This window comes from Skermanella pratensis, assembly GCF_008843145.1.
Classification (GTDB): Bacteria; Pseudomonadota; Alphaproteobacteria; order Azospirillales; family Azospirillaceae; genus Skermanella; species Skermanella pratensis.
The window spans coordinates 4,473,978-4,496,285 of record NZ_CP030265.1; the positions used below are offsets into that span (position 1 = coordinate 4,473,978).

17 protein-coding genes and 5 pseudogenes are annotated in these 22,308 nt (G+C 63.7%); 7 read left to right on the top strand and 15 right to left on the bottom strand.

All coding sequences use genetic code 11. The features are described 5' to 3' along the window. Positions 1 to 131: 131 nt before the first annotated feature. Positions 132 to 2,231, top strand: coding sequence for a recombinase family protein (locus tag DPR14_RS20560; RefSeq protein WP_158048269.1), 2,100 nt, complete (start codon positions 132 to 134; stop codon positions 2,229 to 2,231). Here the strand turns inward: DPR14_RS20560 and istB are convergent. Both istB and istA read right to left on the bottom strand, forming a co-directional pair. Beyond that, positions 2,226 to 2,873, bottom strand: coding sequence for an IS21-like element helper ATPase IstB (gene istB / locus DPR14_RS20565; protein ID WP_158044839.1), 648 nt, complete (start codon positions 2,871 to 2,873; stop codon positions 2,226 to 2,228). The two genes, DPR14_RS20560 and istB, sit on opposite strands and share 6 nt — an antisense overlap. Before the next feature lie 18 nt (positions 2,874 to 2,891). Continuing rightward, positions 2,892 to 4,043: pseudogene (istA, locus tag DPR14_RS20570) on the bottom strand (IS21 family transposase); the annotation flags it as partial. Positions 4,044 to 4,190: 147 nt separating this feature from the next. Between istA and DPR14_RS20575 the strand changes: the two are divergent. Then, positions 4,191 to 4,463: pseudogene (locus DPR14_RS20575) on the top strand (IS21 family transposase); the annotation flags it as partial. On the opposite strand, the gene tnpC reads toward DPR14_RS20575, so the two are convergent. The 4 genes from tnpC to DPR14_RS20595 form a co-directional block, all read right to left on the bottom strand. After that, positions 4,454 to 5,566, bottom strand: coding sequence for an IS66 family transposase (gene tnpC / locus DPR14_RS20580; RefSeq protein ID WP_158046807.1), 1,113 nt, complete (start codon positions 5,564 to 5,566; stop codon positions 4,454 to 4,456). The pseudogene DPR14_RS20575 and the gene tnpC overlap by 10 nt on opposite strands. A 77-nt stretch (positions 5,567 to 5,643) precedes the next feature. Then, the gene (tnpB, locus tag DPR14_RS20585; protein ID WP_158046331.1) at positions 5,644 to 5,997 is read right to left on the bottom strand and encodes an IS66 family insertion sequence element accessory protein TnpB; all 354 of its coding nucleotides are present in this window, start codon (positions 5,995 to 5,997) and stop codon (positions 5,644 to 5,646) included. Continuing rightward, on the bottom strand, positions 5,994 to 6,359 hold the full coding sequence (gene tnpA, locus DPR14_RS20590) for an IS66 family insertion sequence element accessory protein TnpA (protein ID WP_192499061.1): 366 nt from the start codon (positions 6,357 to 6,359) through the stop codon (positions 5,994 to 5,996). The genes tnpB and tnpA overlap by 4 nt, the downstream gene beginning before the upstream one ends. 142 nt (positions 6,360 to 6,501) lie before the next feature. Beyond that, positions 6,502 to 7,815 (bottom strand): glycosyltransferase family 4 protein, encoded by a 1,314-nt coding sequence (locus tag DPR14_RS20595; RefSeq protein ID WP_192499062.1) that lies wholly within the window; start codon positions 7,813 to 7,815, stop codon positions 6,502 to 6,504. 224 nt (positions 7,816 to 8,039) lie between these two features. On the opposite strand from DPR14_RS20595, the pseudogene DPR14_RS20600 reads away from it, so the two are divergent. Both DPR14_RS20600 and DPR14_RS20605 read left to right on the top strand, forming a co-directional pair. After that, positions 8,040 to 8,772 (top strand): annotated as a pseudogene (locus tag DPR14_RS20600) (hypothetical protein). 33 nt (positions 8,773 to 8,805) lie between these two features. Next, positions 8,806 to 9,057, top strand: a pseudogene (locus DPR14_RS20605) (IS630 family transposase); the annotation flags it as partial. Positions 9,058 to 9,229: 172 nt separating this feature from the next. Here the strand turns inward: DPR14_RS20605 and DPR14_RS20610 are convergent. Continuing rightward, positions 9,230 to 11,254, bottom strand: a complete 2,025-nt coding sequence (locus DPR14_RS20610) for a carbohydrate-binding domain-containing protein (RefSeq protein WP_158046810.1) — start codon at positions 11,252 to 11,254, stop codon at positions 9,230 to 9,232. 431 nt (positions 11,255 to 11,685) lie between these two features. On the opposite strand from DPR14_RS20610, the gene DPR14_RS29155 reads away from it, so the two are divergent. Together DPR14_RS29155 and DPR14_RS27515 are read left to right on the top strand one after the other, a co-directional pair. After that, complete coding sequence (locus DPR14_RS29155; protein WP_158046811.1) at positions 11,686 to 11,886, top strand: transposase; 201 nt, start codon at positions 11,686 to 11,688, stop codon at positions 11,884 to 11,886. Beyond that, on the top strand, positions 11,817 to 11,984 hold the full coding sequence (locus tag DPR14_RS27515; protein ID WP_192499503.1) for a hypothetical protein: 168 nt from the start codon (positions 11,817 to 11,819) through the stop codon (positions 11,982 to 11,984). The genes DPR14_RS29155 and DPR14_RS27515 overlap by 70 nt, the downstream gene beginning before the upstream one ends. A gap of 108 nt (positions 11,985 to 12,092) precedes the next feature. Here DPR14_RS27515 and DPR14_RS20620 read toward each other — a convergent pair whose 3' ends face one another. Both DPR14_RS20620 and DPR14_RS20625 read right to left on the bottom strand, forming a co-directional pair. Then, entirely contained in the window at positions 12,093 to 13,316 is a 1,224-nt protein-coding gene (locus DPR14_RS20620) for a glycosyltransferase family 87 protein (RefSeq protein WP_192499063.1), read from the bottom strand. 88 nt (positions 13,317 to 13,404) lie between these two features. Then, positions 13,405 to 14,985: a hypothetical protein gene (locus DPR14_RS20625; RefSeq protein WP_158046813.1), complete on the bottom strand. Its 1,581-nt coding sequence runs from the start codon at positions 14,983 to 14,985 to the stop codon at positions 13,405 to 13,407. A gap of 979 nt (positions 14,986 to 15,964) precedes the next feature. Between DPR14_RS20625 and DPR14_RS20630 the strand changes: the two genes are divergently transcribed. Then, positions 15,965 to 16,453 (top strand): hypothetical protein, encoded by a 489-nt coding sequence (locus DPR14_RS20630; RefSeq protein WP_158046814.1) that lies wholly within the window; start codon positions 15,965 to 15,967, stop codon positions 16,451 to 16,453. Between the two features lie 163 nt (positions 16,454 to 16,616). On the opposite strand, the pseudogene DPR14_RS29160 reads toward DPR14_RS20630, so the two are convergent. From DPR14_RS29160 to DPR14_RS20655, 6 genes and pseudogenes are all read right to left on the bottom strand, one after another. Next, positions 16,617 to 16,803 (bottom strand): annotated as a pseudogene (locus DPR14_RS29160) (hypothetical protein); the annotation flags it as partial. 761 nt (positions 16,804 to 17,564) lie between these two features. Then, the gene (locus tag DPR14_RS27520; RefSeq protein WP_192499504.1) at positions 17,565 to 17,777 is read right to left on the bottom strand and encodes a hypothetical protein; all 213 of its coding nucleotides are present in this window, start codon (positions 17,775 to 17,777) and stop codon (positions 17,565 to 17,567) included. Between the two features lie 322 nt (positions 17,778 to 18,099). Further along, complete coding sequence (locus tag DPR14_RS20640; RefSeq protein ID WP_158046816.1) at positions 18,100 to 20,067, bottom strand: hypothetical protein; 1,968 nt, start codon at positions 20,065 to 20,067, stop codon at positions 18,100 to 18,102. Positions 20,068 to 20,151: 84 nt separating this feature from the next. Next, positions 20,152 to 20,535 carry a GtrA family protein gene (locus tag DPR14_RS20645; protein ID WP_192499064.1) on the bottom strand — a complete coding sequence of 128 codons (384 nt, stop codon included), beginning with the start codon at positions 20,533 to 20,535 and terminating at the stop codon, positions 20,152 to 20,154. Positions 20,536 to 20,576: 41 nt separating this feature from the next. Next, positions 20,577 to 21,290 carry a class I SAM-dependent methyltransferase gene (locus DPR14_RS20650; protein ID WP_158046818.1) on the bottom strand — a complete coding sequence of 238 codons (714 nt, stop codon included), beginning with the start codon at positions 21,288 to 21,290 and terminating at the stop codon, positions 20,577 to 20,579. A gap of 5 nt (positions 21,291 to 21,295) precedes the next feature. Continuing rightward, positions 21,296 to 22,255: a glycosyltransferase gene (locus tag DPR14_RS20655; protein WP_158046819.1), complete on the bottom strand. Its 960-nt coding sequence runs from the start codon at positions 22,253 to 22,255 to the stop codon at positions 21,296 to 21,298. Positions 22,256 to 22,308 lie beyond the last annotated feature (53 nt).

The following is a 22,308-nucleotide window of genomic DNA, read 5'->3' on the forward strand; positions in this document are numbered from 1 at the left end:
GACGGCGTCCCGAACGCTGTGGTTGACCCTGCCCCCGGACGTGCGGCGGAGGATCGCCAGGGAATACGCCGCCATGATGGTCCGGATACGTGCGGCAAGTCACCCCGCAACTCCGGAGATGCCTCATGCTGATGGCGACGACCCCCGGTGAGGACAGAGTCACCACGGCGCATCGCGCCAAGCTGGCCTACATCTATGTGCGACAGTCATCGGTCGCCCAGGTTCGGCAGAACCAGGAGAGCACCGAGTTGCAGTATCGCCTGGTCGATCGCGCTCTTCAGCTGGGCTGGCCCCGGGAGCGGGTCCAGGTGATCGACGAGGATCTCGGGCGCTCGGGCGCGACCAGCGACGGCCGGCACGGCTTCCAGCGGCTGATCGCCGAGATCGGTCTCGGGCACGCCGGCCTCGTACTCAGCCTGGATGCGTCGCGTCTGGCCCGGAACAACAGGGACTGGTACCAGCTGGTGGAACTGTGCGCCCTGTTCGGCGTGCTGATCGCCGACGGCGAGCGCCTGTTCGATCCGGGCGCCTATCACGACCGGCTGCTGCTCGGGCTGTCCGGGATCATGAGCGAGGCGGAACTGCACCAGATCAAGGTTCGCCTGCATCAGGGCGAGCGTCAGAAGGCGGCTCGCGGGGAGTTGCGCCAAGCCTTGCCCGCCGGTCTGGCACAGGAACCGGGCGGTGCGATCATCCTCAATCCCGATGAGGAAGTGCAGGCGCGTCTCCATCTGGTCTTTCGCCTGTTTCATGACCTGGGAAGCGCCCACGCCGTTGTGCGATCCCTGCGGCGCGCCGGACTGGACCTGCCGATGCGGCCGTTGCGGGGGCCCGCGCCGCACACGGTGGTGTGGCAGCCGGCCGACGGCAGCCGGATGCGCAGCATCCTGAAGAACCCGGGGTATGCTGGGGCCTACGTCTACGGCCGGCACTGGCAGGATCCCGGTCGCCGGCGCTCCGGATCGCCGCGTAGCGGGACCGTGACGCGGGCTCCGGAGGATTGGCCGGTATGCCTGATCGACGCACACCCCGGCTACATCAGTTGGGAGGAGTTCATGGCCAACCGCAAACGGCTGTCGGACAACATCAACCGCTATGAAGCCAACCACCGGGGGGTGCCCCGCAAGGGCATGGCCCTGCTCCAGGGCATTGCCGTCTGCGGACGCTGCGGACGCCGGATGACCCTGGGGTATTCCGGCCCGCACGGCGAATACCCGGTCTATCGCTGCTGCGCCGACAAGAGCCAGCGGGGCGATCCAACCTGCCAGGAAGTCCGCGCCCTGCCGCTCGATGCCGAGGTCGAGCGCCTGGTCCTGGCGGCGCTGGCGCCTGATCAGGTGGCGTTGGCTGTCGCCGCCCTGGGCGAGATCGAAGAGGAGGCCCGCCTGCTGGAGCGGCAATGGGCGCTCAAGCGCGAGCGCGCCCGGTATGAGGCGGAACGCGCCCGCCGCCAGTACGACACGGTCGAACCGGAGAACCGGTTGGTCGCCCGGTCGCTGGAGCGGGGCTGGGAGGAACGACTACGCGCCGTCGAACAGGTCGAGGAGGAATACGAACGCTGGCGCCGGGAACAGCCGCTGGCACTGGACGATGCCGGCCGGGCCGAGATCCTGGCGCTCGGCGAGTGCGTCGATGACGTTTGGCACGCGCCGACGACGACCGCGGCGGATCGCAAACGCATCGTGCGCCTGGTCCTGCAAGAAGCCATCCTGGACCAGAAGCGGTCGCCCGGTCGCGTCCTGGTCCGCCTGGTCTGGCAGACCGGAGCGGTCAGCGATCACGATTTTCGGCGCACGGTGCACGCCTATGACAATTATGCCCAGGTCGAGGAACTGGAGAGCCGCGTGCGCGCCCTCAACGCGGCGGGCCGGATGGACGCCGAAATCGCTGCCGTCCTCAATGCCGAGGGTTTTCTGACGCCGCGCGGCACGACATTCGAACACGGGCTGATTCACATGCTGCGCAAGCGGTGGAGTATCCCGACCGTCAAGATCAACGGGATGGCTCCCAATCCGATGCGCTGGCCGGATGGATCCTACTCGGTACAGGGGGCCGCCGAGGCCCTCGGGATCACCGGCCAGACCATCTTCAAATGGTTGAAGAGGGGATGGCTTTCCGGCCATCAACTTGCCAAGGGCATGCCCTGGCAGATCACGCTCGATGACGAGCGGATCCCGGAACTTCGGGCCCTGGTTCGACACACCAGTCCATCACGGAGGAAGGCATCATGAAGTCGTTGGGTCTCCGATCGACCGGTGCCAGTTCGCCACGGGGATCTGGGTTGCCAGCACCGTGGCGGCACGGTCATGCCGGTCGTCGATCACTTCCATCAGGTCGAGCCGCTGAGCCGCGGTGAGCTCAGTCATGGCCCAGTCATCGATGATCAGCACCTCCAGGCGGGCCAGGCGGCGCAGGACACGGGCTAGCGAGCCATCGAGCCGGGCGGTCGCCAGATCATCGAGCAGGCGCGTCAGCCGGGTGTAGAAGACGCCGTAACCTTCCCGAGCCGCCTGGTTGCCCAGCGCACAGGCCAGGAACGTCTTGCCGATGCCGGTTGGGCCGGTCACCAGCAGCGGCTGGTGCTCGCGAACCCAGCGACAACTCGCCAGATCGCGGATCAGCGTGCGATCAAGGCCGCGCGGCGTGCGCCAGTCGAGATCCTCCAGGCAGGCGGTCTGGCGCAGCCGGGCCCGCTTCAGCCGGCTGGCCAGGGCGGTGTTGGCTCGCTCCGCCGTCTCGCGCTCGACCAGCAGGGCAAGCTGGTCGTCGAAGCTGAGCTGGTTGCGTTCGGGCTGGCGCTCGAGATCTTCCAGGCCGCGCGCCATGCCGTACAGCCGAAGCCGGCGCAGAGCCTCGTGGGTCGGATGCTTCATGCTCTCGGGTCTCCTTGTTCAGTTCCGGTAGTAAGAGGGGCCGTGCAGGTTGGCGTGCTCGCCCAAGCCGTCGGATGAGGCTGGCGGCGGACCGCCGGTGGTGAGCCAGCGCTGGACGTAGCGCCAGGATCGGACGTTGGCTTCCAGGGCGGCCTGACAGGCTTGTTCCAGCCGGTCGGCGCCATGAGCGCCGCCGAGCCGGAGCAGGCCGAGACCGGCACGCACCGCCTGCTCGCGATGTTCCGCCGCCGCCAAGATGCGCTCGAACAGCAGGGTTGCCGCCGAGCCGACCGCGGCGAACTCGCCCTGAAGGTGTTCCGGCGTGTAGCGGGCCACCGCGCGATGGGAGGCCGGCTGGTGAGCTTCCAGCGTCGTCCGGCTGCCGGCCGAAGCCCGGGGATGGCAGGCGATGCGCCGCCCACGTAGGAAGATGCTGATCAGGGCGGCGGTCGCGTGGACATCGACCGTCTTGCCGATCGCGGTGTAGGGCACCGAGTAGGCGGCGCCGTCGATCACGACATGGTAATCGGGCGCCAGCTTGTAGCGGCTCCAGGTTCCCGGAACGAAGCGGTCCGCCGGCAGCGGCCGCAGATGGGCACGCTCCCGCTCGGCCAGGATCCGCGCCCGGCAGCTGTCCTTGTCGCCGCTCAGCGGTGCTGCGTTCAGCATGGCCAGACGCTCCCGGATCGCGGCGTTGGCGGCGTCGAGGCTGACGAAGACGGTGTCGCGGATCGGCGCCAGCACGCGCCGCTCGACCTGCAGAACGGCATTCTCGACTGCTGCCTTGTCCCTCGGCTGACGCACCCGCGTCGGGACGACGGCGACCCGGTAGTGCTGGGCAAAGTCGTGGTAGCCGGGGTTGACGGTGGGATCGTAGAACGAGGCGTGGCTGACGCCGACCTTGAGATTGTCGGGCACCAGGCGGGCCGGAACACCGCCCAGGTGCTCCAGCAGCCGGACGTGGGAGGCCAGCCAGTCCTCCGACCGCTGCGTCCAGGTCGCTTCGGCGTAGATGTAGCCGGAGTACGGCAGGCAGGCGACGAAGATCTGCGCCGGGCGGAAATCGGCGCCGATCCCGATCATCAGGGTCATGCCGGCGTAATCGACTTCCAGCGCGTCGCCCGGCAGATGGTCGCGCCGCATCCGGGGAACCGCCCGGGCGGCCTGCCAGTTGTAAGTGCCGGGTGAATACTCCTCAGATGTGGCGGATGAACATTCCCCAGGCTGACGCAACGGCACGGTTCCGGAGCAGACGCCCTGGAGCCGTGTAGCCGCCCCTGGCTCATAATCCCCTCAGTCGATTGAGGGAGAGCGTGGGTGGTCACACTTGGGGAACTCGTCATGATTCTTGATCTCGCCCGCCAGGGTTTAAGCGTGTCGGCAATCGCGCGCCGAACCGGCCTGGATCGCAAGACCATCCGCAAGTACATCGCCAAGGGTCTGGAACCGCCCGCCTACACGCCACGCCCGCCCCGGCAGACTCTTGTCGGTCCCTTTGAACCTTATCTGCGGGAGCGTCTCCAGACGTTCCCGGAACTCAGCGCCCGGCGCCTGCTCCGGGATATCCGCACCCTCGGCTATCAGGGCGGCAGCCCGTAGATCCGCCGCTCGATGCGGTACAGCGCGGCAATCTGCTTCACGCCCTCGCCAGCAACCGGCGAGCCCTTGGCGCGCACCAGATCGACCAGCTTGCGGCGGGCGTGGCCAAGGCAGCCGGCCTCAACCATGGCACCACCCCGGTACAGGTGATCGAAGCCGGAGAAGGCATCGGCCTGCAGGGTGCCCTTGAAGCCAGCCAGGTGCTGGCCCGGATGCTTGCCAGCGCGTCCGGCGGAGAAGCGGAACACCGCGATCGACGGTTCGATGCCGCCGCGCGGCCGGGTGTCGTCGGCATAGACCCAGAAGCGGCCGTCGTGAGTGCCGGAACGGCCCGGATTGAGAACGGTCACCGGCGTGTCGTCGGCATGGATCTTGGTCCGCCGGAGCAGCAGCTCGAGCAAGCGGTCGGCAATCGGCGCCAGATCGCGCGCGGCCGCCTCGACCCAGCCGTACAGGGTGGTGGTGGCGAGCAGCACGCCGAACCGGGCGTAGTGCGCCGCCTGCCGGTGCAGCGGCATGTGGTTGAGGTACTTGGCGATGACGACCTGGGCGATGGTGCCGGCGGTGGGCAGGCCACGCTCGATCGGCCGGTCGTCAGGAGCCGGAGCCTGGGCCAGTTCACCGCAGGTCCTGCAGGCGAACTTGGGCCGGACCGTGACATGAACCTCGGCATGGGCCGGCACGAGGTGGAGCTGTTTGCTCTCGTCCTGGCCGATCCGGGCCATCTCCCGGCTGCAGCACGGGCACTGCGTGCTGGCGGGCAGGATCTCGCGGGTCACCCGCGGCAGACTGTCGGGCAGAGGACGCCGACCCCCGCGGCTGCGGCGGTGCCGTCCGGTCGTGTCCTCGCCCGAGGGTTCCGCCTCGCCAGGATCGGCCGGGGCAGGTGCTGCCGTGTCGAGCAGGCTGAACTGATCCGGGCTCATCTTCTCCGAGGAACGGCCGAAGATCCTGTGGCGCAGAACCGCCAGGAACGTCTCCAGTCGTTCGTTCTCGCGCGTCAGCACCGCAACCCGACGTTCCAGCACGGCGATCCGCTCGAGCGGATCATCCTTCGGGTTCGCAGGATTGCTGTCGCGCTGGTCATCTTTCATGTAAAGAAAGTATCCGCGCCGGCCCTCCTGGTAAACAGCGGCAGAAGCAGTAACATAGAAGTAATGCAGGCTTCTGTTCAGACGATAAGCAGGGGCTTCGCGATGGGTTTTGTCTTGGCTGATCGCCAGTCCAGACCGTCAACGAGCAGCGACATCTGGGCACGGCTGATCGTCACGATGCCATCCGCCGGGCTTGGCCAGATGAACTTTCCCTCGGTCAGGCGTTTCTGCATCAGCAGAAAGCCGGTGGTGTCGTACATTAGAACCTTGATCGTGTGCGCCGAACGCCCTCGGAAAACGAAAAGATGGCCACTGAAGGGATCCTGGAGCAGCACTGTCTGAATCTGTGCGGCAAGGCCGTCGATGCCACGGCGCAGGTCGGTCCGACCCGCCGCCAGATAGACACGCACGCCATCCGGCAGCCCGATCACGAACGCCTCTCGACGACGTCGAGCAGCCGGCCCAGGGTCACGGCGTCGAAGCCACGCCCAACCCGAAGGACGCTGCCCCCCTTCAGAACCAGTTCGATCCGGTCATCCCACGGCTCCGAAACACTCACCGCCGGTTCGGCGACATGGACCGCCAGAAACGTCGCCACGGTCTCCGATCCGGCCGATGATGTCAGGGCATCGGCGGCCTGCGCTTTGAGCCGGGAGTTCCAGTAGCCCAACGTGCCTGCCTTCAGCCCATGACGCTCGCTGTACAGCCGCAGCGACAGGCCGCTGCTCTTCCAGCCCGCCACGTGATCCCGCCAGAACTGCTCACGGTCTCCCAAGTGCCCGCCATCGGCCATCGCAGCCTCCATCGATTTCCTGTCACCAGGAAAGCTCGGCTTCAACAGACCGGCGGAAAAGGTGCCTTCGTCGCTGGTTTACGGCCAAGCTGCAAAACCGGTCCCTTGCCACGTCCTTCTCCCCCACCTGTACCGGACAGGGCTAACCGGTGGTCGCCGGGAGGCGTCCCGCTTCGTCCTTGACCTCTTCCGGGGCGACCGGCGCGTCGTCAAGGGACTGGTTGCGGCCGACATGGTCGAACAGGCCGTATACCCTCTCGATAGCTGCTTCCCAAGTGATTTCGGACGCGCGCCTTGCCGCACCGCGGCCCAGCTCCGCACGGGCGGCCGGATCCGCCGCCAGCTTCGTCAGGGCGTCAGCCAGTCTGAAGATCACCGTCTCCTGGGAGGCACCCGCCGTCTTCACGATGATGCCCGAGGCCCCGTCCATGATCGCAGCCGGCCCGCCGAGATCCAGACACACCACTGGCAGCCCCTTAGCGATCGCTTCGAGAATGACGTTGCCGCTGGAATCGTGAAGGCTGGGGAACAGCAGAACGTCCTGTGAGCAATAGAAATGCTGCAACTCGTCCCATGGCATGAAATCGATCCAGACCACGTGGTCCGCGATGCCGAGCTTTGTGGCGAGGCGTTGGCAGGCGTCCCTGACCGGCCCCGTACCGACCATGGTCAGCTTGCCCCGACCACCTCCGGTGACGAACCGATGGAACGCGCTGACCGCCAAGTGGGGCCCCTTCCAGTGCAGCATTCTCGCCACGAAGGCCATGTTCAGGAAATCGGTGTCCGGATATTCGGTCTTGCGGAGGGTGGAATGCGGCAGGCCAATCTCAAGCGAGGTCAGTGCCTTGTGTCGATACGCCTTGGGAATTACGACAAGCGAGTCGCCGGTCTTCAGGTAGATCTGATCAGCCATACGGTACGTATGACGCAGCCACGGGGTGACGCTGATGGAGGCATTGCTGATGTCCCTCGCCGCTTCGACCAGCCAGCCGCGCACCGTATAGCCTTTGCGGAGCGCGAAGGGAGCCCGCTCCCCGCCGCCGATTGGGCCTAGAATGAACGGGATGCCGAGCCGTCCCATGAAGCTCGGGATCCTGACGCCGCCATAGGTGATGTGATGGACCAGATCGAACCGCTCGGCCCGGTGCAATTCCTCGGCATGTCGTGCCGCCAGCCATTGCCACAACGGATAATACACCAGTGATTCGACAGTCGAGTGCCCGTCGAAGAAATCTGCCTTGAACAATGCATCGATCGGATCGAAGTAGTGGAACTTCAAATTGCGACGATCGGAGTGACGCCCCAGTTCCTGTTCGATCGCCGGGCGGTGGCGAGGATGTGTCAGGACACTCACTGCGTGCCCCCTGTCGGCAATGCCCAGCGCCCAATTCCAGCCAACCCCGCATTCTGAACCGCGGTTGGGTTCGCAAGCAAACGCCGAAAGCAACACTTTCACTGGGGAGCCCCTTTTGCTGAGCATGCTTAGCATGGGGGGATACTAAAGATTTGACTCTCCTTGCCTCAAGCGTTTGATGGGGTTGCCACGTCCGAACTCCTGGAATCGCTTCGGCCCGACCCGTCAGATGGGATATGGCAATACTAGTGGCTCTGCACAGGTGATTGCTCACGGGATTGGCAAAAAGGGTTGCGCTGGGGTTCGCAATATGAGTCAACGTATGGATGGAGAAGCCGCGGCATTACCGCCTGAGTGAGGCTGAGAAGGACGCCCTGCTGGTCGAGCAGGCGGCGCTGATCGAGCGTCTGGCGGTGCGGGATGCGGAACTTGAGGCCCTGGTCGGGAAGCCGCGGAAGACGTCGGCCAATTCGCACATTCCGCCGTCCAAGGATGGCCCCGGCGGTTCGTCCCGCAAGGCGAACGCCAAACGCCGGCGCGAACCGCGGTCCTCCCGCCCCGGAGTGTCGCGCCCGCTGGCCGATGATCCGGACCGGACCGAGCGCTGCCTGGCGGAAGCCTGCCCGCATTGCGGGACGGCGGCGCCCGAGACCGCCCAGCGGTGTCGTCACCGCTACGACCACATCGATCTGCCCGAGGTCCGATCGGTGGTCACACGGGTCGAGCTGTTCGGCGGCGGGCACCCCGTTCGGTCCCGGCATCCGGGCACTGCTGGCCTATCTTCACCATAGCCATCATGTCGGTTTCGAGCGGCTCTCGCGGATGCTGACGGAACTGTTCGGACTGAGTGATCGCCGCGTGCCGGCGACCAACAACGGCAGCGAGCAGGAAATCTGCCCGTCCGTGGTCTTCCGCAAGGTCACCTACGGCTTCCGATCCGACTGGGGACCGGCCATCCATGCAGGCTATCGCTCCGTCACCGGAACGGCGGCCCGGCAAGGTCAATCCGCCTGGACCGCCATCCGCGACCTCGTCGGCGGATCCCTCACCGTCACCTGACTGCTCATAACCTGCCAATACCGTGAGCAATTACTGCGCACCTTCAAGCGCTTCAATGACCCGGCCTTCGCCGCCAAGGTTGAGGACATCGTCGGCCTCTACATGAACCCGCCATGCCATGCGATCGTGCTGTCCATCGACGAGAAGACGCAGATCCAGGCGCTCGACCGCACTCAGCCGGGGCTGCCGCTGAAGCCCGGCAAGTGCGGGACCATGACCCACGATTACAAGCGCAACGGCATGACGACCTGGTTCGCCACTCTCAACATCCTCGACGGCACCGTCCGAAACCAACCTCAGGAAAATCGCCCGGCTCCCTGCACCTTCTGAATGAGTCAGTGCAGTATGGACACAGGCGACCGTGTTGAGCGGTTGCCGCGAAGGAACGTCCGCCCTACCGGCTGGCGGCCAGCATCGAAGGCCGCCAGCCGTTCAGGTCAGTGGGCGCGGCAGAGGGTTACAGGGCAAAGCAGCTGACGTCGAGTGACACCGTGCCAGCCAACTCGACCTGGAAATCGGCGGTTCCGTCACCGTTGACATCCCCCTGCACGATTGTATTTCCGGACTGGGTGAGCACATTCAATTGCCCGGCGACGCCGGAGAAGCCCTTGGTGCCGATGAAGCTGAATGCCTGGTTGCCGGATACCAGGACGTTGGCGTCAATACCGTTCAGGTCGATCTTGTCACCCTGAGCCTTGGAGAAGTCCATGATGACATCGCGCAGGTTGGCGGTGGGCCTGCTGTGACTCGTGGCCGCCAGGACGAAGGTATCGGCTCCAGCCGCGCCCGTCAGCACATCCTTGCCATCGCCGCCGACCAGCAGATCGTTACCATCGCCTCCGAAAAGCTTGTCGTTACCCGTGCCGCCGTACAGTTTGTCCGCACCGCCATTGCCATACAAGGTATCGTTGCCGCTCCGTCCACTGACAGTGTTGGCGGCGCCGTTTCCGAATATTACGTTGTTTCCCGAATTCCCGCTGCCGTTGATCGCGGCGGTGCCGGTCAGCGTCAGATTGTCCTGCCCCGATACTAACGTGTAGCTCTGGTCCTTGGCCACGGTCACGCCCGAGGTCTGGCCGAAAACGGACCCGACCGGCTGAGATGCGGAGGCATCGGAGATCGTATAGGTTGCCTTGTTTCCCGTGGCATGCAGCACCCAATCGTCTTCGTAGGACTTGCCGTTGAAGGTGGCTCGGTCGACATACAGGTTCCGGTCGGCGTTAGCGCTGCCGCCGTAAAGGTCGTTCAGGAAGGTCGCGACCACGGTCTTCGTGCCGGACCCGAAGTCGCCCTTCAGGACCAGATCCTGCCATTGGCCCAAAGCATGGGAGGCGCTGGTCGTGTGGATGCCCCCCACCTGCTTGCCGTTGACCGTCACCGTGAACTGCGCATGCCCGAGATAGGCATCCTCCGAGATCCGCAGGATCAGCGTGTCGGGACCGTTGGACTGAATCGGGTCAGGCGCGCTTGTGCCGCCCGTACCGCCGGTGCTGCCCGTGCTGCCCGTGCTGCCCGTGCTGCCGCCTCGTCCAGCCGCCGGCGGAGCCGAGGTCGTGTTCTGGTGGCCGGCCCACCCGCTGACCGAATTGCCGTCGACGATGTTCGTTCCCACCCACTGGTGATTTGCGAAGCCGCCTACCTCCCCGTAGAGACTGTTGACCTTGATAAAGGTGTTGTTCGCGATGCTCGTACCGGGAGCGTCCGAAATGCCTATTCCATAGGTGACATTCTCGAAGCGGTTATGCTCCAGCGTGGTGTCTCGGTTGTCGATTTCGACCGCCCAGTAGATGTTCTTGAAGTCGTTGTTCTGGATCGACGTCCGGGAGCCGTCAAAGGTTCCGCCGACAAGCGAGACCATCGGCTCCTTGAGAGCCCCGCCGGGATATTGTGAATTGTCGAAACTGTTTCCGTCGACATGAAGCCCGTTGATACCGGCCGCATTATAGATGCCGGTTTTCTTGGCCTGCTCGGCCTGCTGAACCTCAATGGCCATGCGTTGGATGCCGGAGAATTTATTCTGGGAAATGATGACGGAACTCTGGGCTTCCGTCGAATTGTTGATATAGGAGACGCCCTGGTGAACGTCATTGAACGTATTGTTCACGACCTTCAGGTTGCTGGTTTGGTATATGTAAACCGCTCCGTCAAGACCCAAGTGCTTGAAGGTGTTGTTCCGCACGGTAAGGTTATCGGCGTTGTCTCCGAGGATGGCACCGGCCCAGCCGCTGCCTTTCGTAGTGCCGCCTTCGAAGGTCAGGCCCTCGATGGTCGCGTTCTTCACGTTGGAAACATTAAACATGGTGCCATTGTGATTTAACTTGAGCGATGCTCCCGCCTCGCCCCGATACACCACGTCCGATTTAAGACTGACACTTCGGCTGATCCCATGGGATCCAGCCGTGAAAATCACTGTGTCGCCAGCGTTGGCGCTATTGATAAGGGACTGGATATCATTGCCAGGGCGAATATAAATATTAGACATCTGCTCATTCTCCTCTCGAATACTGCTCACTTGAGTGAGCTAGATAATGCTGGCTTTTCAGCAAGACTGTAGGGGAATCGTTAAAGGGAAATGAAGACGAAATCCGGATAACATGCGATCTGATTATTATCACACGAAAGTCAGATTGATTTCACTGTGCTATCGGCCTTTCTCGACATTGTTTTACATAATGAGTTTCTGAAAGTTTTCATTAACGTATGACGAAGGTTATACTCACAGCAGAACCTCGTTGCGTCCTGCCTTGTCGTACTCCAGCCTTGTTATTCCCAGATAATCCAGCCTCATTGTTCATCAACCACCTGAGGCAACGCCTCGGGGCGATGATCCGGAAATCGGCTGTTCCGCGGGTCTGACCTTGCCTCGCCAGACCGGACCGGGTGGTAAGCTTACGAACCACCTGGAGGAAGGGTATGACGAAGAAGACGCGCCGCCGGTACACGGCGGAGTTCAAGGCAGCGGCGGTTGCCCGGCTGGATGAGCCCGGCGAGACACTGAGCAGTGTCGCCGAGGCGCTCGGTGTGGCGGCGACGCAGGTGAAGACTTGGCGGCTGGAACAGAACAGCAGGCCGCCGGGTCGGCGGAGGCGGTCGCGCGGCGCCGGGCGGAGATGAAAGCGAAGCTCGCCTTCATCTCCGCCCACGGCTCCACGTATTCGATCCGCCTGCTGTGCGCTGTTCTGGGAGTGGCGCGCAGCTGGTTCCATGACTAGCAGGCCGGTGATCCGGCCAGAGCGTCGCTTTTCACACAAGCGATAACTGTCGCCCAGAGGAACGACATGTTGTCTCCGTGCCGTCCATCCTTCACCCCCGCTACGTCGTCAGGGGACCCTTTCCTCGTGTCGTCCAGGGAGGATTTTCTCACGTTGCCTGACATCGCCGCGTCGGGTATCCCCCCTCGCCTGGAGATCAGCGGACTCCTCATTGCTGTGCATGCCGGCCGGGATCTGACGGAGCGCCAGCTGGATGAGGAGGAGCAGCAGCGCCCAGGCATAAACCGATCCAAAGGTGGCCTGTTGCCAAACCGGAGCTGTCATGAACCGGTCGAGCAGAACCGGTACCGGGATGATCAGCAGAATAGCGGCGATGATCAGGGCCGGGCTCGGCGGCATCCGGAAGAACAGGGGCAGCAGAAACAGGGTGTAGTGGATCCAGGCCAGCGGCGATGCCAGCAGGGCGCCAAGCAGTCCCAAGGCGCTGGCCTTCAAGGGATCCGGCCGGCTTCGCAGAGCCCAGGCGGCCAATCCGGCGAGCAGGACCAGGCTGACCAGCAGGCCGGCCGTGCCGAGCCCGAAGCGCAGGAACAGCCCGGGCAGCGAGGCGTTGGTGAGGAAAACGCCGCGGCTGGCATCCTGCGAAATCACATCGAACCAGAGGCGGTAGATGCCGGGTCCGTACAACAGTGCCGGAACCGCCGTCAGCACCGCTGCGCAGCCACCTGCGGCGAGGGCCGCGCGGAAATGGCCTGCCAGGAAAAGCAGGCCGGGCCAGACCAGGAAGTTCGGCTTGACCGCAACCACGATTCCGATCAGCAGCCCCGCCGCCACCGGGCGGTTCCGCTCCAGCAGCAACCACGCCCCGGTCGCGGCGAGCGCCAGGGGTACATAGATCTGGCCGAGCACCAACGTGTCCCAGAAGCCCGCCGCCGCGAACGCGGCCAACGCCGGTATCACCGGCGACTCGAGCCGGTGGTGCCGCACCAGCAGGGTGACGAGCGCCGCGTAGGCGACCACGGTGACGGCCCACCAGAGTCGGAAAGCCTCCCCCGGATCGAGCTGCGAGAGCGGCTGGAACAGCAGCAACGAGACCGGCGGGTTCAGGTTCTGGTTCCAGCTCTCGAAGCCCGGCAGTTCCACGCGGAAGGTCAGTCCCGGATAAATCCCATAGGGATCGAGCCCCTCGGCCGCGGCGCGCCCCGACCCCATGAAGGAGCCGAAATCCCACAGCAGCGGGCCCGGCAGGGATCTCTGGAGTTGCCAGACGATCAGTCCTGTCAGGCCGGCCGCCAGCAGGGCGGCAAAGCATGCGGAAACCTGCCGGCCCAATCCCTTGCGTCGCGACGTCATGTGCTGCTCCGAGCTGTCTCGATCTCCTCGTCCCCAGGCCTTCGCTCGCCGGGCGGCAGCAGGCGCATCAGGGCATGGTCGGATCCGCAGGCAACGACGCGAACAGGAAGCCACCGGGGCCAGTCTTCGCAGGCGCGGTTGAAGACAATGATGTAGATACCGGGGCTGTGCTCACGGCCGTGGCCTGGGCGCTGTGCAGCACCTCGTCCACACGATGGACGAACATGCGCAGTTGGTCATTGGTCTCAGCCCGCGCGATCGGGTTCTGGGCGAGGGGCAGCAGGCTCTCGTCGGCAGGGGTAAAGACCAGGGGGTTCTGACCCTTCCGGGCGAAGATGTTGACGACCACGGCATTCCGGTGGACGGTAGCATACGCGGCCGTGTGCTCGTGCGCGGGCTTGGCGCGCCGGGTCGTGAACCAGTCACCCAACTCGAAGGGCGCCGCCTCCGCCGGGATCAGGATCGCGCCGGCGGGCAATTGATCCAGTGACTGCTTGACGGCGGCGAAGCTCCGGTCCTGCTCCGCCCAGTCCTGTGCCATCAGGATGCCGCGCGCGCCTACCACCAGAACCAGTCCGGCGCCGAACGCCAGCGCCAGCCGGGGAGCGGGCCGGGCGGGCATCAGGCCGGCGACCAGAACGAGGACGGCGGGAACGGCGATGCGCGAGTCCAGGAAGTAGGACCCCATGGCCGAGTAAGGAAGCGCCAGGACCAGCAAAAGGTAGATCGCAGACAGCTCGCCGAGACCGCGGTGCAGCGTAACGCGCCGGCTCACCAGAAGAATCACGATCGTAGCACAGGCCGCCGCCAGGGTCGCGACGTCCATGACCGTGTTGCCGGTGGACAGCAGGCGCGTGAAAGGCGAAAATTTCTGCCAGGCGGTAAAACCGAACCGAAGGTCAAGAGGCAGGCCATTTGCAGGGCTGCCGATCAGGTAGAACGCGAATGCCGGGGCGAAGACTGAAGCGGAAACGGTAAGGCGTCGTGCGGCCGAGACCGCCCCCATGGACAGACATTTCCACGTGCGGCCCAGCTCCAGCACGGCAATGCCGACGGCGAAAAGACCGAATGCCACCATGTGCGCCAGAAGCATCATCAGGCCGAATACGGCACCCGCCGCAAGCTGATTCCTGCGCGATACTCGCTCAAGATGGATCCAGGCGGCCAGCCCCCAGAACAGCAGTCCCAACCCCAGTGCATAGTTTAGGAATCCCCAGACCATCACCTCGTTCCAAACCAGTGCGGCTGCTAGCAAAGGCCATATGGAAAAGCCGCCCGCCGCCGCGGCACCCAGCGCCAGCGTCCCTGTGACGATCAGGATCAGCAGCAGGATCAGCAGTACTTTGCCTGCCGCCTCGATCCCGAGCAGTGGCTCAAGGGCCAGAAGCAGCAGATCCGACAGGACGTTCGGCACAAGCAAGCTGTCGGGGGCGAAATTGGCCGCGAAGGCGGGGATCGATTCGAGGTGGGCCAGGATGTGGACCCGTGCCAGATGATTCGGATAGTCGAAGATCGGCGGAGTGTCAGCCAGCAGCAGCGGCAATGCTGCAAGGCCGATGAGCAGGAGGCCAAGCGCCACCAAATGCCCAGTGGTTGGCTTGATGGAGCCGCGCGGGCAGGATCCCGCTCCTTGTGCCTGGTCAGTCACCTGCACTCCGCTTGATCGTTGAGGAGGGTTCATGAGGGATTTCCGGGCGACAGCCCAACATGCCGGCTCGTGCGGATTGGAGAGACGCGACCAGCATTTCGCATTATGTCGCCCCGGAACCAGGTTGGCGGCAACACACAACTGCGCCGGGCATACCGATGCCGGATCGACGGTACTTTCCGTGATCGTCGCCGTGTCTTGCGCGATGACACCTGATGGGGAAATGCGGTGGGTGGGATCAGTCCGCGGTTTTCGCGAACCTCGAGTTTCTCATTCCCGCGGATTAGCGGGCGGCCTCATGCATTCGGACCGATCGGTGCCGGGTGCACAGGGAACATCGGCCCCTTCGTTGCGATCCATGGTCGTCGAGGACGGTGCGCCGGGCGTCGGTCTTGCTTGGGAGGGACAATTCGCATCATTGTCCTGGGCACAGGCGCCGGCAAGAAGAGGTAGGCCAGAGTGGTGGTGAGTAGCATTGGATGCATATCTCTGCTCCTTTATGATTGCCGGTATTCCCGATGCCGTGTGGATGATCCGACACTGTTGATACTCAACACTACCGTGGATGGTACTGGTTGCAAAAACATCCAAGAACGAGTCTATCGCTAAGTCAATCCCGGGCCGCAATGGTCCGATCGAAGTGTCAGAGGCAGATTTTAAACCAGCGACTTGGTTTCCCAAGAGGCACGGCTCACGTTCTCTATTGAGCAGCATCATGGACGCTGACCTCGTACTTGGCCTACTCTTCTGTAGATTGATATTTGATCGAGGATTTTCCTGGCGTTTTGCTCCTTCGGTGATATTTTGAGGTGATCTGCATAATCAACCGATCCTCCAGGTAATAGACATCCCGACCGGCGATTTGGTTCCATGCCCATCGGATCGCGATACAGTTACTCACGCTCTTCCGACGCGCAGCCGGTCTCAGGACTGCAAATCGGCGTTTGCCAGAGAAGGTCGTCATATCAGGCAAAGGAGCATGACCTTGCCCTCGAACAGTATACGCGGTTCCATTCCGGAAAAGACGGTGCGCATCTCGGTATGCTTCGGTGACAGGTTGTTCGTCTTGGACCTGCCGTCGGACAGCATCGCGCAGGTGCTGGTCGATTTCGAGGAGTTCGTCGGGCCGGCACTGCCGCTCCGCCGAGCCCGCGGGAAATGGTTTGCCGCGAACGGCGTCAGCGCGGTTGCCAACTTCGCCGCGCAGGACGGGGACAGCCACACGGTATCGGCGGCAGTGCTGTGGTTGTTTCTGTTTCAGCCCGGCGCGGCGGAACGGGATCGCACCGACGCGCGTCTGGCAGACATGATCGAGCGGGATGGCGGCGCCTGGCTGGTCGCGACGACCGACTCCGTGGGCGTCGAATGGACTTTCTCTCTCTACTCGGCCAAATCCTCTCTCCGAGGTGGAGCGGGTAATCCGCCGATCCATGCCATTCGGAAATCTGCCGAAATCACGCTTCATTGAATGTCTCTGAGAACAGGACCGATGGAAGCGGACAGGCTTCGCCCGGCCGTGAAAGCAGCGAGACAGACATTCACCGGACCGTGATCGCAGTGAAACGTTCAGTGTTTTCCGGAGGCCGGCTGGGTGAGTCATGCCGCCATGGCGATGTGCCCGGTTGGGCATCTTCGGCCTTGCAGAGGCCGTTGACCGTCTCGGCCAAGGCATTTTACCGTCTCTGGCGTTAGCTGAAGCTCCGTAGTGTCGCCGACGCTGCCGACCGACGGCTCGACGCCGGCCTCGCTCAGACGTTCGGTGTACTTCGTAGCAACATATTGCGACCCCCGATGTATTGCGACCCCCGATCGCCGTGGCGGATGAGGATCGGTCCGCCAGGCGGCATGGAAGTGATGGGTGGACGGGGGGCGGTGCTCGTCGATGAACGCGATCCACTGCGAGGCGTGCTCCCCTTCGTGCTCGAACACCATGCGCACTGCGCGCTCGCGCACCTCAGGGGAGTATTCGGGTGATATTCTGCTTCGGCATGACGGCCCCATCTTCGCCGGAAATGGGGCCTCCGGTAAACCCGACCGCGGTTCAGAGAATTATTTTCCGGGTCCACTCGTCCAGACTGTTCGGGTATCCCCGTTCTTCTCATGTGCATCGATCTTGACGTCGTGCCCCAATTCGCCGACCCGGATGCCGTCTTTCAATGCGCTATGACATGCCTCGCCACGGCTGGCGAACTCGCCATTGTGCTTGCCACTGGAGCTGACTGTCCAATAGCCTCGGTATTTCTCTACCAAGTATTTGATATGGGCTATCGCGCTCATGGTTCCCGCCTTACGCTAGATTGTTTGAACATATAGAAGCAAGATCTTATTATAGATGGCACATCCATGAAATAAATGCAACAAGTTTTATTTAAGCAAGTGAGTTTGGAATTATCTATCATGCATTTTTATTTTGATTATATCGAGAAAATATTGCCGGATTAGCGCTTAAGGTCGGGTGGAGCTGGCTCTGGAAATTTGAACGGCAAGATAAGTGAAGCTTCTGCCTGAAAGCGGCCAGTATGTGTGCCGCACAGGAGAAACCATGAGGAGCCGACCGCGCCGGAACTACACACCGGCATTCAAGGCGAAGGTGGCTTTGGCGCGCGGTCCGGCGACAAGGCCTCCGGCCTTTCGAGCAGGCTCGGCAGGCGCGCCTCGGCGTTGCGGACACGGCTGCGTGCATCCAGCGTGCGTCGGGCCGAAAGGCGCAGGACCGTCTGGCCCTCAAGGCGCAACGTTGCGCGCTCCCCCTGGGCTTCCGCCACGCTGAACGTCGCCACCAGCAGAACCATGACCAGTCAGGCGGTTTTCAGCACAGACCCGCAGCCTCGACCGTCCCATCCGACGCAGGGCATTCCGGTCACCGCATCCAACTTCGGCGCCCCGCGGTCGGCGCCCGACCGGCCACCAGGAGCCAGACTATCAGCAAACCCGAACCACCACCGGCCGCCAGCCATCCTGCTGTCTGTCCGGGCGGCTCGAACCGGACCCGCAGTTCGCCGGATGCATTTTCGGGCAAAACCACCGATACCAGCACACCCAGATAGCTCTCGACCGGCAACGGCTGGCCATCCAGCTCGGCGCGATAGCCGGGATAGGCCGCGCGGGCGAAGATCAGCCGCCCCCGCGATAGGCGGAGCCGGCCCTCAGGACATGACTTTCCTCCATGTCGGAAACGATCAGCGTCCGGTCCACCGTGACGCCGGGTGGCAGCCATGACAGGTGCCCTTGCTGTGATGGAAGCGGCTCGGAACGCCGGAATTCCGTCATGAAGCGCCCTTTCCCTGCCATGAGCCACTGGTCCGGTTTATGATCCAGGAAGGCACTGAGGTGATCGTCCTGACTGACGATGATCCGGTCGATGCGGGCCAGGTCCGCCAGATCCAGGCCGGTTTCCGCGTCATGCCGGAACAGTTCGGCGGCGGCATCCGGGCAGGTCCAGCCGAACAGCCCCATGCACAGGCGTTCCGCCAGGCCCCTGGGCGATATGGGCGAATAGCCGTTGATCATTTCTCCACCCTGCAACAGGAATGCGTTGCCGGATGTCGCCTCCTCCATGACGTCCGTTCTCTCCCGGTACACATAGCCGGTCAACTGCAGGGATCGCCCCCCTGGCGTCACTTCATCACTCACGGCGTACGGCGTGCGCTCCGGGAGAGCCATTTTGCCGAGAATGTTGTTGTGGGGCCAGGCGACATGCGTTGCAATCGTGAAGCACAGCGAGGACGCGATCAGGAAAGCACCGACTGTTCTCCCGTGCCTCCATGTCATGACCGGCAGAACGAGAGAGAAGCCGAGGTGCAGGATGAAGAACGTGGCATGGGTGCGCCAGAGGTCAGGCTGCTGCTGCATCGATAGAGCGAACATGACGAAGCTCAGCGTGGCCAGGGCGAGGCAGATGCCGGTTCCGGTTCCGGTCCCGGTTCGGTTTGGAACATGCGTCATGGTCCGGTCGAGGACGACCAGGCAGGTCAGCACCAGGCAGAGATGAAACCAGGGAAGGTACCGGAACGGGTAGCGGAATGAGCCGAGCTGATCGGGTCCCTGGGCCAGGACGGCGAAACACAGCGTTGCTCCGAAGGGCAGCAGCAAGGCCGGCCAGGACAGGGTGCGACGTTCGAGGCCGATCAGGAGAACCGGCAGGGCGAACCAGGCAGTGAAATAGATCGGCGGCGTTACCGGCCGGAAGCCGGGGTAGGTGTTGAGCAGGCCGACATGCGACGGAAAGGAGAATTTCAGGAGATCACCCAGCAGGGCCGTGTTGAAACCCCCGTTGGAGATGCCCTGGGGCCGTACCGAGTCCGCGACCAACGCTGCCACGGGCAGGATCGCCGGCAGCGACATGAGCGCGCCGCACACGACCGATACCCCCAGCGCCACGACTGGCATGAAGGTACGGGTCCTGTACCAGCGCTCACCGGCAAGAACGCTGCCCCACACGGCGATCGCGATCGCCGCCTGCGGAAATCCGGAAGTCAGGGTCAGGTAGATCGCTGCGGCGGCCGAGACCACGTGGCGCGGTCGTGCCACCGCCTTGATGAGAAAGAACATCGCCCAGGCGGACCAGGCAAAGGCCACCAGATGCGATATCCAGGATGCGGCGAACCAGTATACCAGCATGTTGTTGGTCGAGCCCACCAGGGCCGCCACGAGGGCCAGATCATCCCGCAGGCCGATTGCCCGGGCCAGGAAGAAGATCCCGAGCGAGCAGACGGCGAGGTGGAAAACCGAATAGAAGAATGCCGCGGCCGCAGGATCCGCGATCCAGTGGATGATCCAGTACAGCAGCAGGGATACCGGATTGTAGAGGGCGTACTGGTACTCCCCGACGAGATTGCCGCCGAACCAGGATTTGAGGCTGATCGCCGGCCAGGTGCCTTGCGCCAGCTGCCCGCCGATCTCCAGGAACATCGGCATGAAATAATGCTGCATGTCGTCGCGAAAGAAGAACCCGGGCTCCGCCAGTTCCGCGATGACGCCGCCCACGATAGCCAGCAGGACGGCGAAAATCGCCATGACGGGGGTGGAGAGGCTGCGGGAGCCGGCCCACTCCGGCAGCCTGACGATGTCCTGGTGCGCCATGACCGGTTCACCTCATCCCGTCGTCTGCGAGGCTAGGCCCGGTCATCACGAGCGGCCCCATTCGCGCGCGATGACGCTGCATGCTCACTCCCGCAGCCGGAAGCTCCAGAGAGCATTGATGAGGTAGCTGGCGGGTGGATAGATGAGGGCGACCGAGAGTGCCGCGATGTGGTGATCGACACGCAGCAGATCGGTCAGCGCGAGACTCAGCACCGTGGTCAGCGCCAGGAGAATGCCGGAGCAGGTCAGGAAACGCCGCAGATGGCGTTCGTGCCCGCTGGTCAGCCTGAACGTGAAGCGGTGATGACCAGCGTAGGAGAACGCCGTGGCCACGAGGAGCGCCAGCACATGCGCCGCGGTCGGAGCCATGCCGGTCCGTTCGCCTGCAAGCCCGATGCTGATCAGGAGATAAACCAGCGTGGCGCTGCCCCCGACCAGCGCGAACCGGAACGCGCTGCCAAGGGACAACGCATGGTACCACCCGGGCCTGCGGCGGGATTCCCGCCATCTCACGGTGCCGTCCAGATCGCGACGACGGTCTTGCCGAGGCTCCGGCGCAGCAGGGGATCGATCCGCCGGGACAACGGCACCATCATTTGGTCCCACATACGGATCTGTCCGGCCGTCGGCATGCTTGCCCTCAGCAGCAGGCGGTTGCCCAGGGAAGCCAGCATGCCGACGCTGTCCAGATAGAAGGCTGTTTCCACATGCAGGTCCGGCGGCTCCAGGGCGAGCAGTGATTTACGGTCGTAGCGCCGATAGTGGCCGATTTCCCGGTCGAACGCGGTGAACAGGAACTGGTGAGCCGGCGCCAGCACGATCAGGTGGCCGCCCGGCGCCAGACGTGCCGCAGCGCGGGCCAGTTCGTCTCGATCGTCCTCAATGTGCTCGAGTACGTCGATATAGAGAATCGTATCGAACTGATCCGCCGCACCGAGGTCTGACAGCGTACCGGTCAGCACGCGGCAGTGCGGCGGCAGCCGGCCCCTGTCCACCGCCTGGCGCAGCCGGTCACTCATGGCGCGATCCGGCTCGAGGCAGACCCACTCGATCTCCCGTCCGGTGACCAGGACCTCCGTGGTTCCACCGATTCCCGCGCCGACCTCGAGGACGCGGCCTGTCACATAGTCGCCCAGGCAGCTGCCCCAGTACGCCTTCCAGCGATCCGCGGATCGGAAGAGTTCCAGTTCGGAGCCGACATAGGAGAAGCTCGCTGTGTCCATGTTCCTCATCGTCTGGCAAGGGTGGTGCAATCCCGGATGAAGCGCAGGGCATCCGTCGCCGGGATCATGTTGCGGGAGCATCGGCTGCTGAGGTTCAGGAAGACCGCGACCACCGAGAACATCACCGTCTGCGCCAGCAGGATCAGCAGGATGCCCGACACGGTGGACGCCCATCCCGGGATCGCCATGTCCGTCAGCAGCCGGACCATCATGACGGTCAGCAACCCCCCGGCACAGGCTGTGGCCAGGAGCAGGGACAGCAGGAGCATTCTCACGAACGCGGCGTCGCTGAAGGCTGAAACCGCACTCAGCCCGTGGGTCACCAGCGAGACCAGGTTCATCTTCGAGCGGCCGGCATACCGGGTCCCGCGAGGCAGGTCCTGTTTACGGATCAGCAGACGCGACTTGACCAGGGCGGCCGCCAGATGGTTCCAGACGTCGGGGAAGTGAACGATCCGCTCGAGCGCCTTGGCCGGGATCAGGCAGAAGTTGCCGAAATCGATGCGCCTGCCGGTGATCGCCGCGAAGGTGGCCTTGTAGAGGGCGTAGAATGTCCGGAATACCAGTCCTTCCGAGCGTTCGCACCGACGGGCAACGATCACGTGGTCGGGATAGCGATAGTGCTCGCGTATGAGGGAGAGCAGGTCTTGCGGCCGGTCCTCGCCGTCGCCGTCCATGACGCAGACAACGTCGAAGGTGCCGCGCCGATGGACTTCGGCCAGAGCGGTGGCAATGGCCCGTTGGTGTCCAAGGTTGCACACGAGGCGAACCAGTTCGACACGGCCGATGGTCTGAAGATCGCCAAGACGCTTCTCCGGACAGGGAACCGGATCGGTCGAGCCATCGTCCACCGGCAGCACCTCGACCGATGCATTCGCGCCGGCGAGCGCCCGATCCAGTTCCCGGACCAGGATGACGAACGAGTCCCAATCATTGAAGATCGGAATGACGATTGCGATGCGCATGGTATTCCGGTCCGGCAAATGGGTACGGTATCGTGTTCCGACGGCTGACGCCG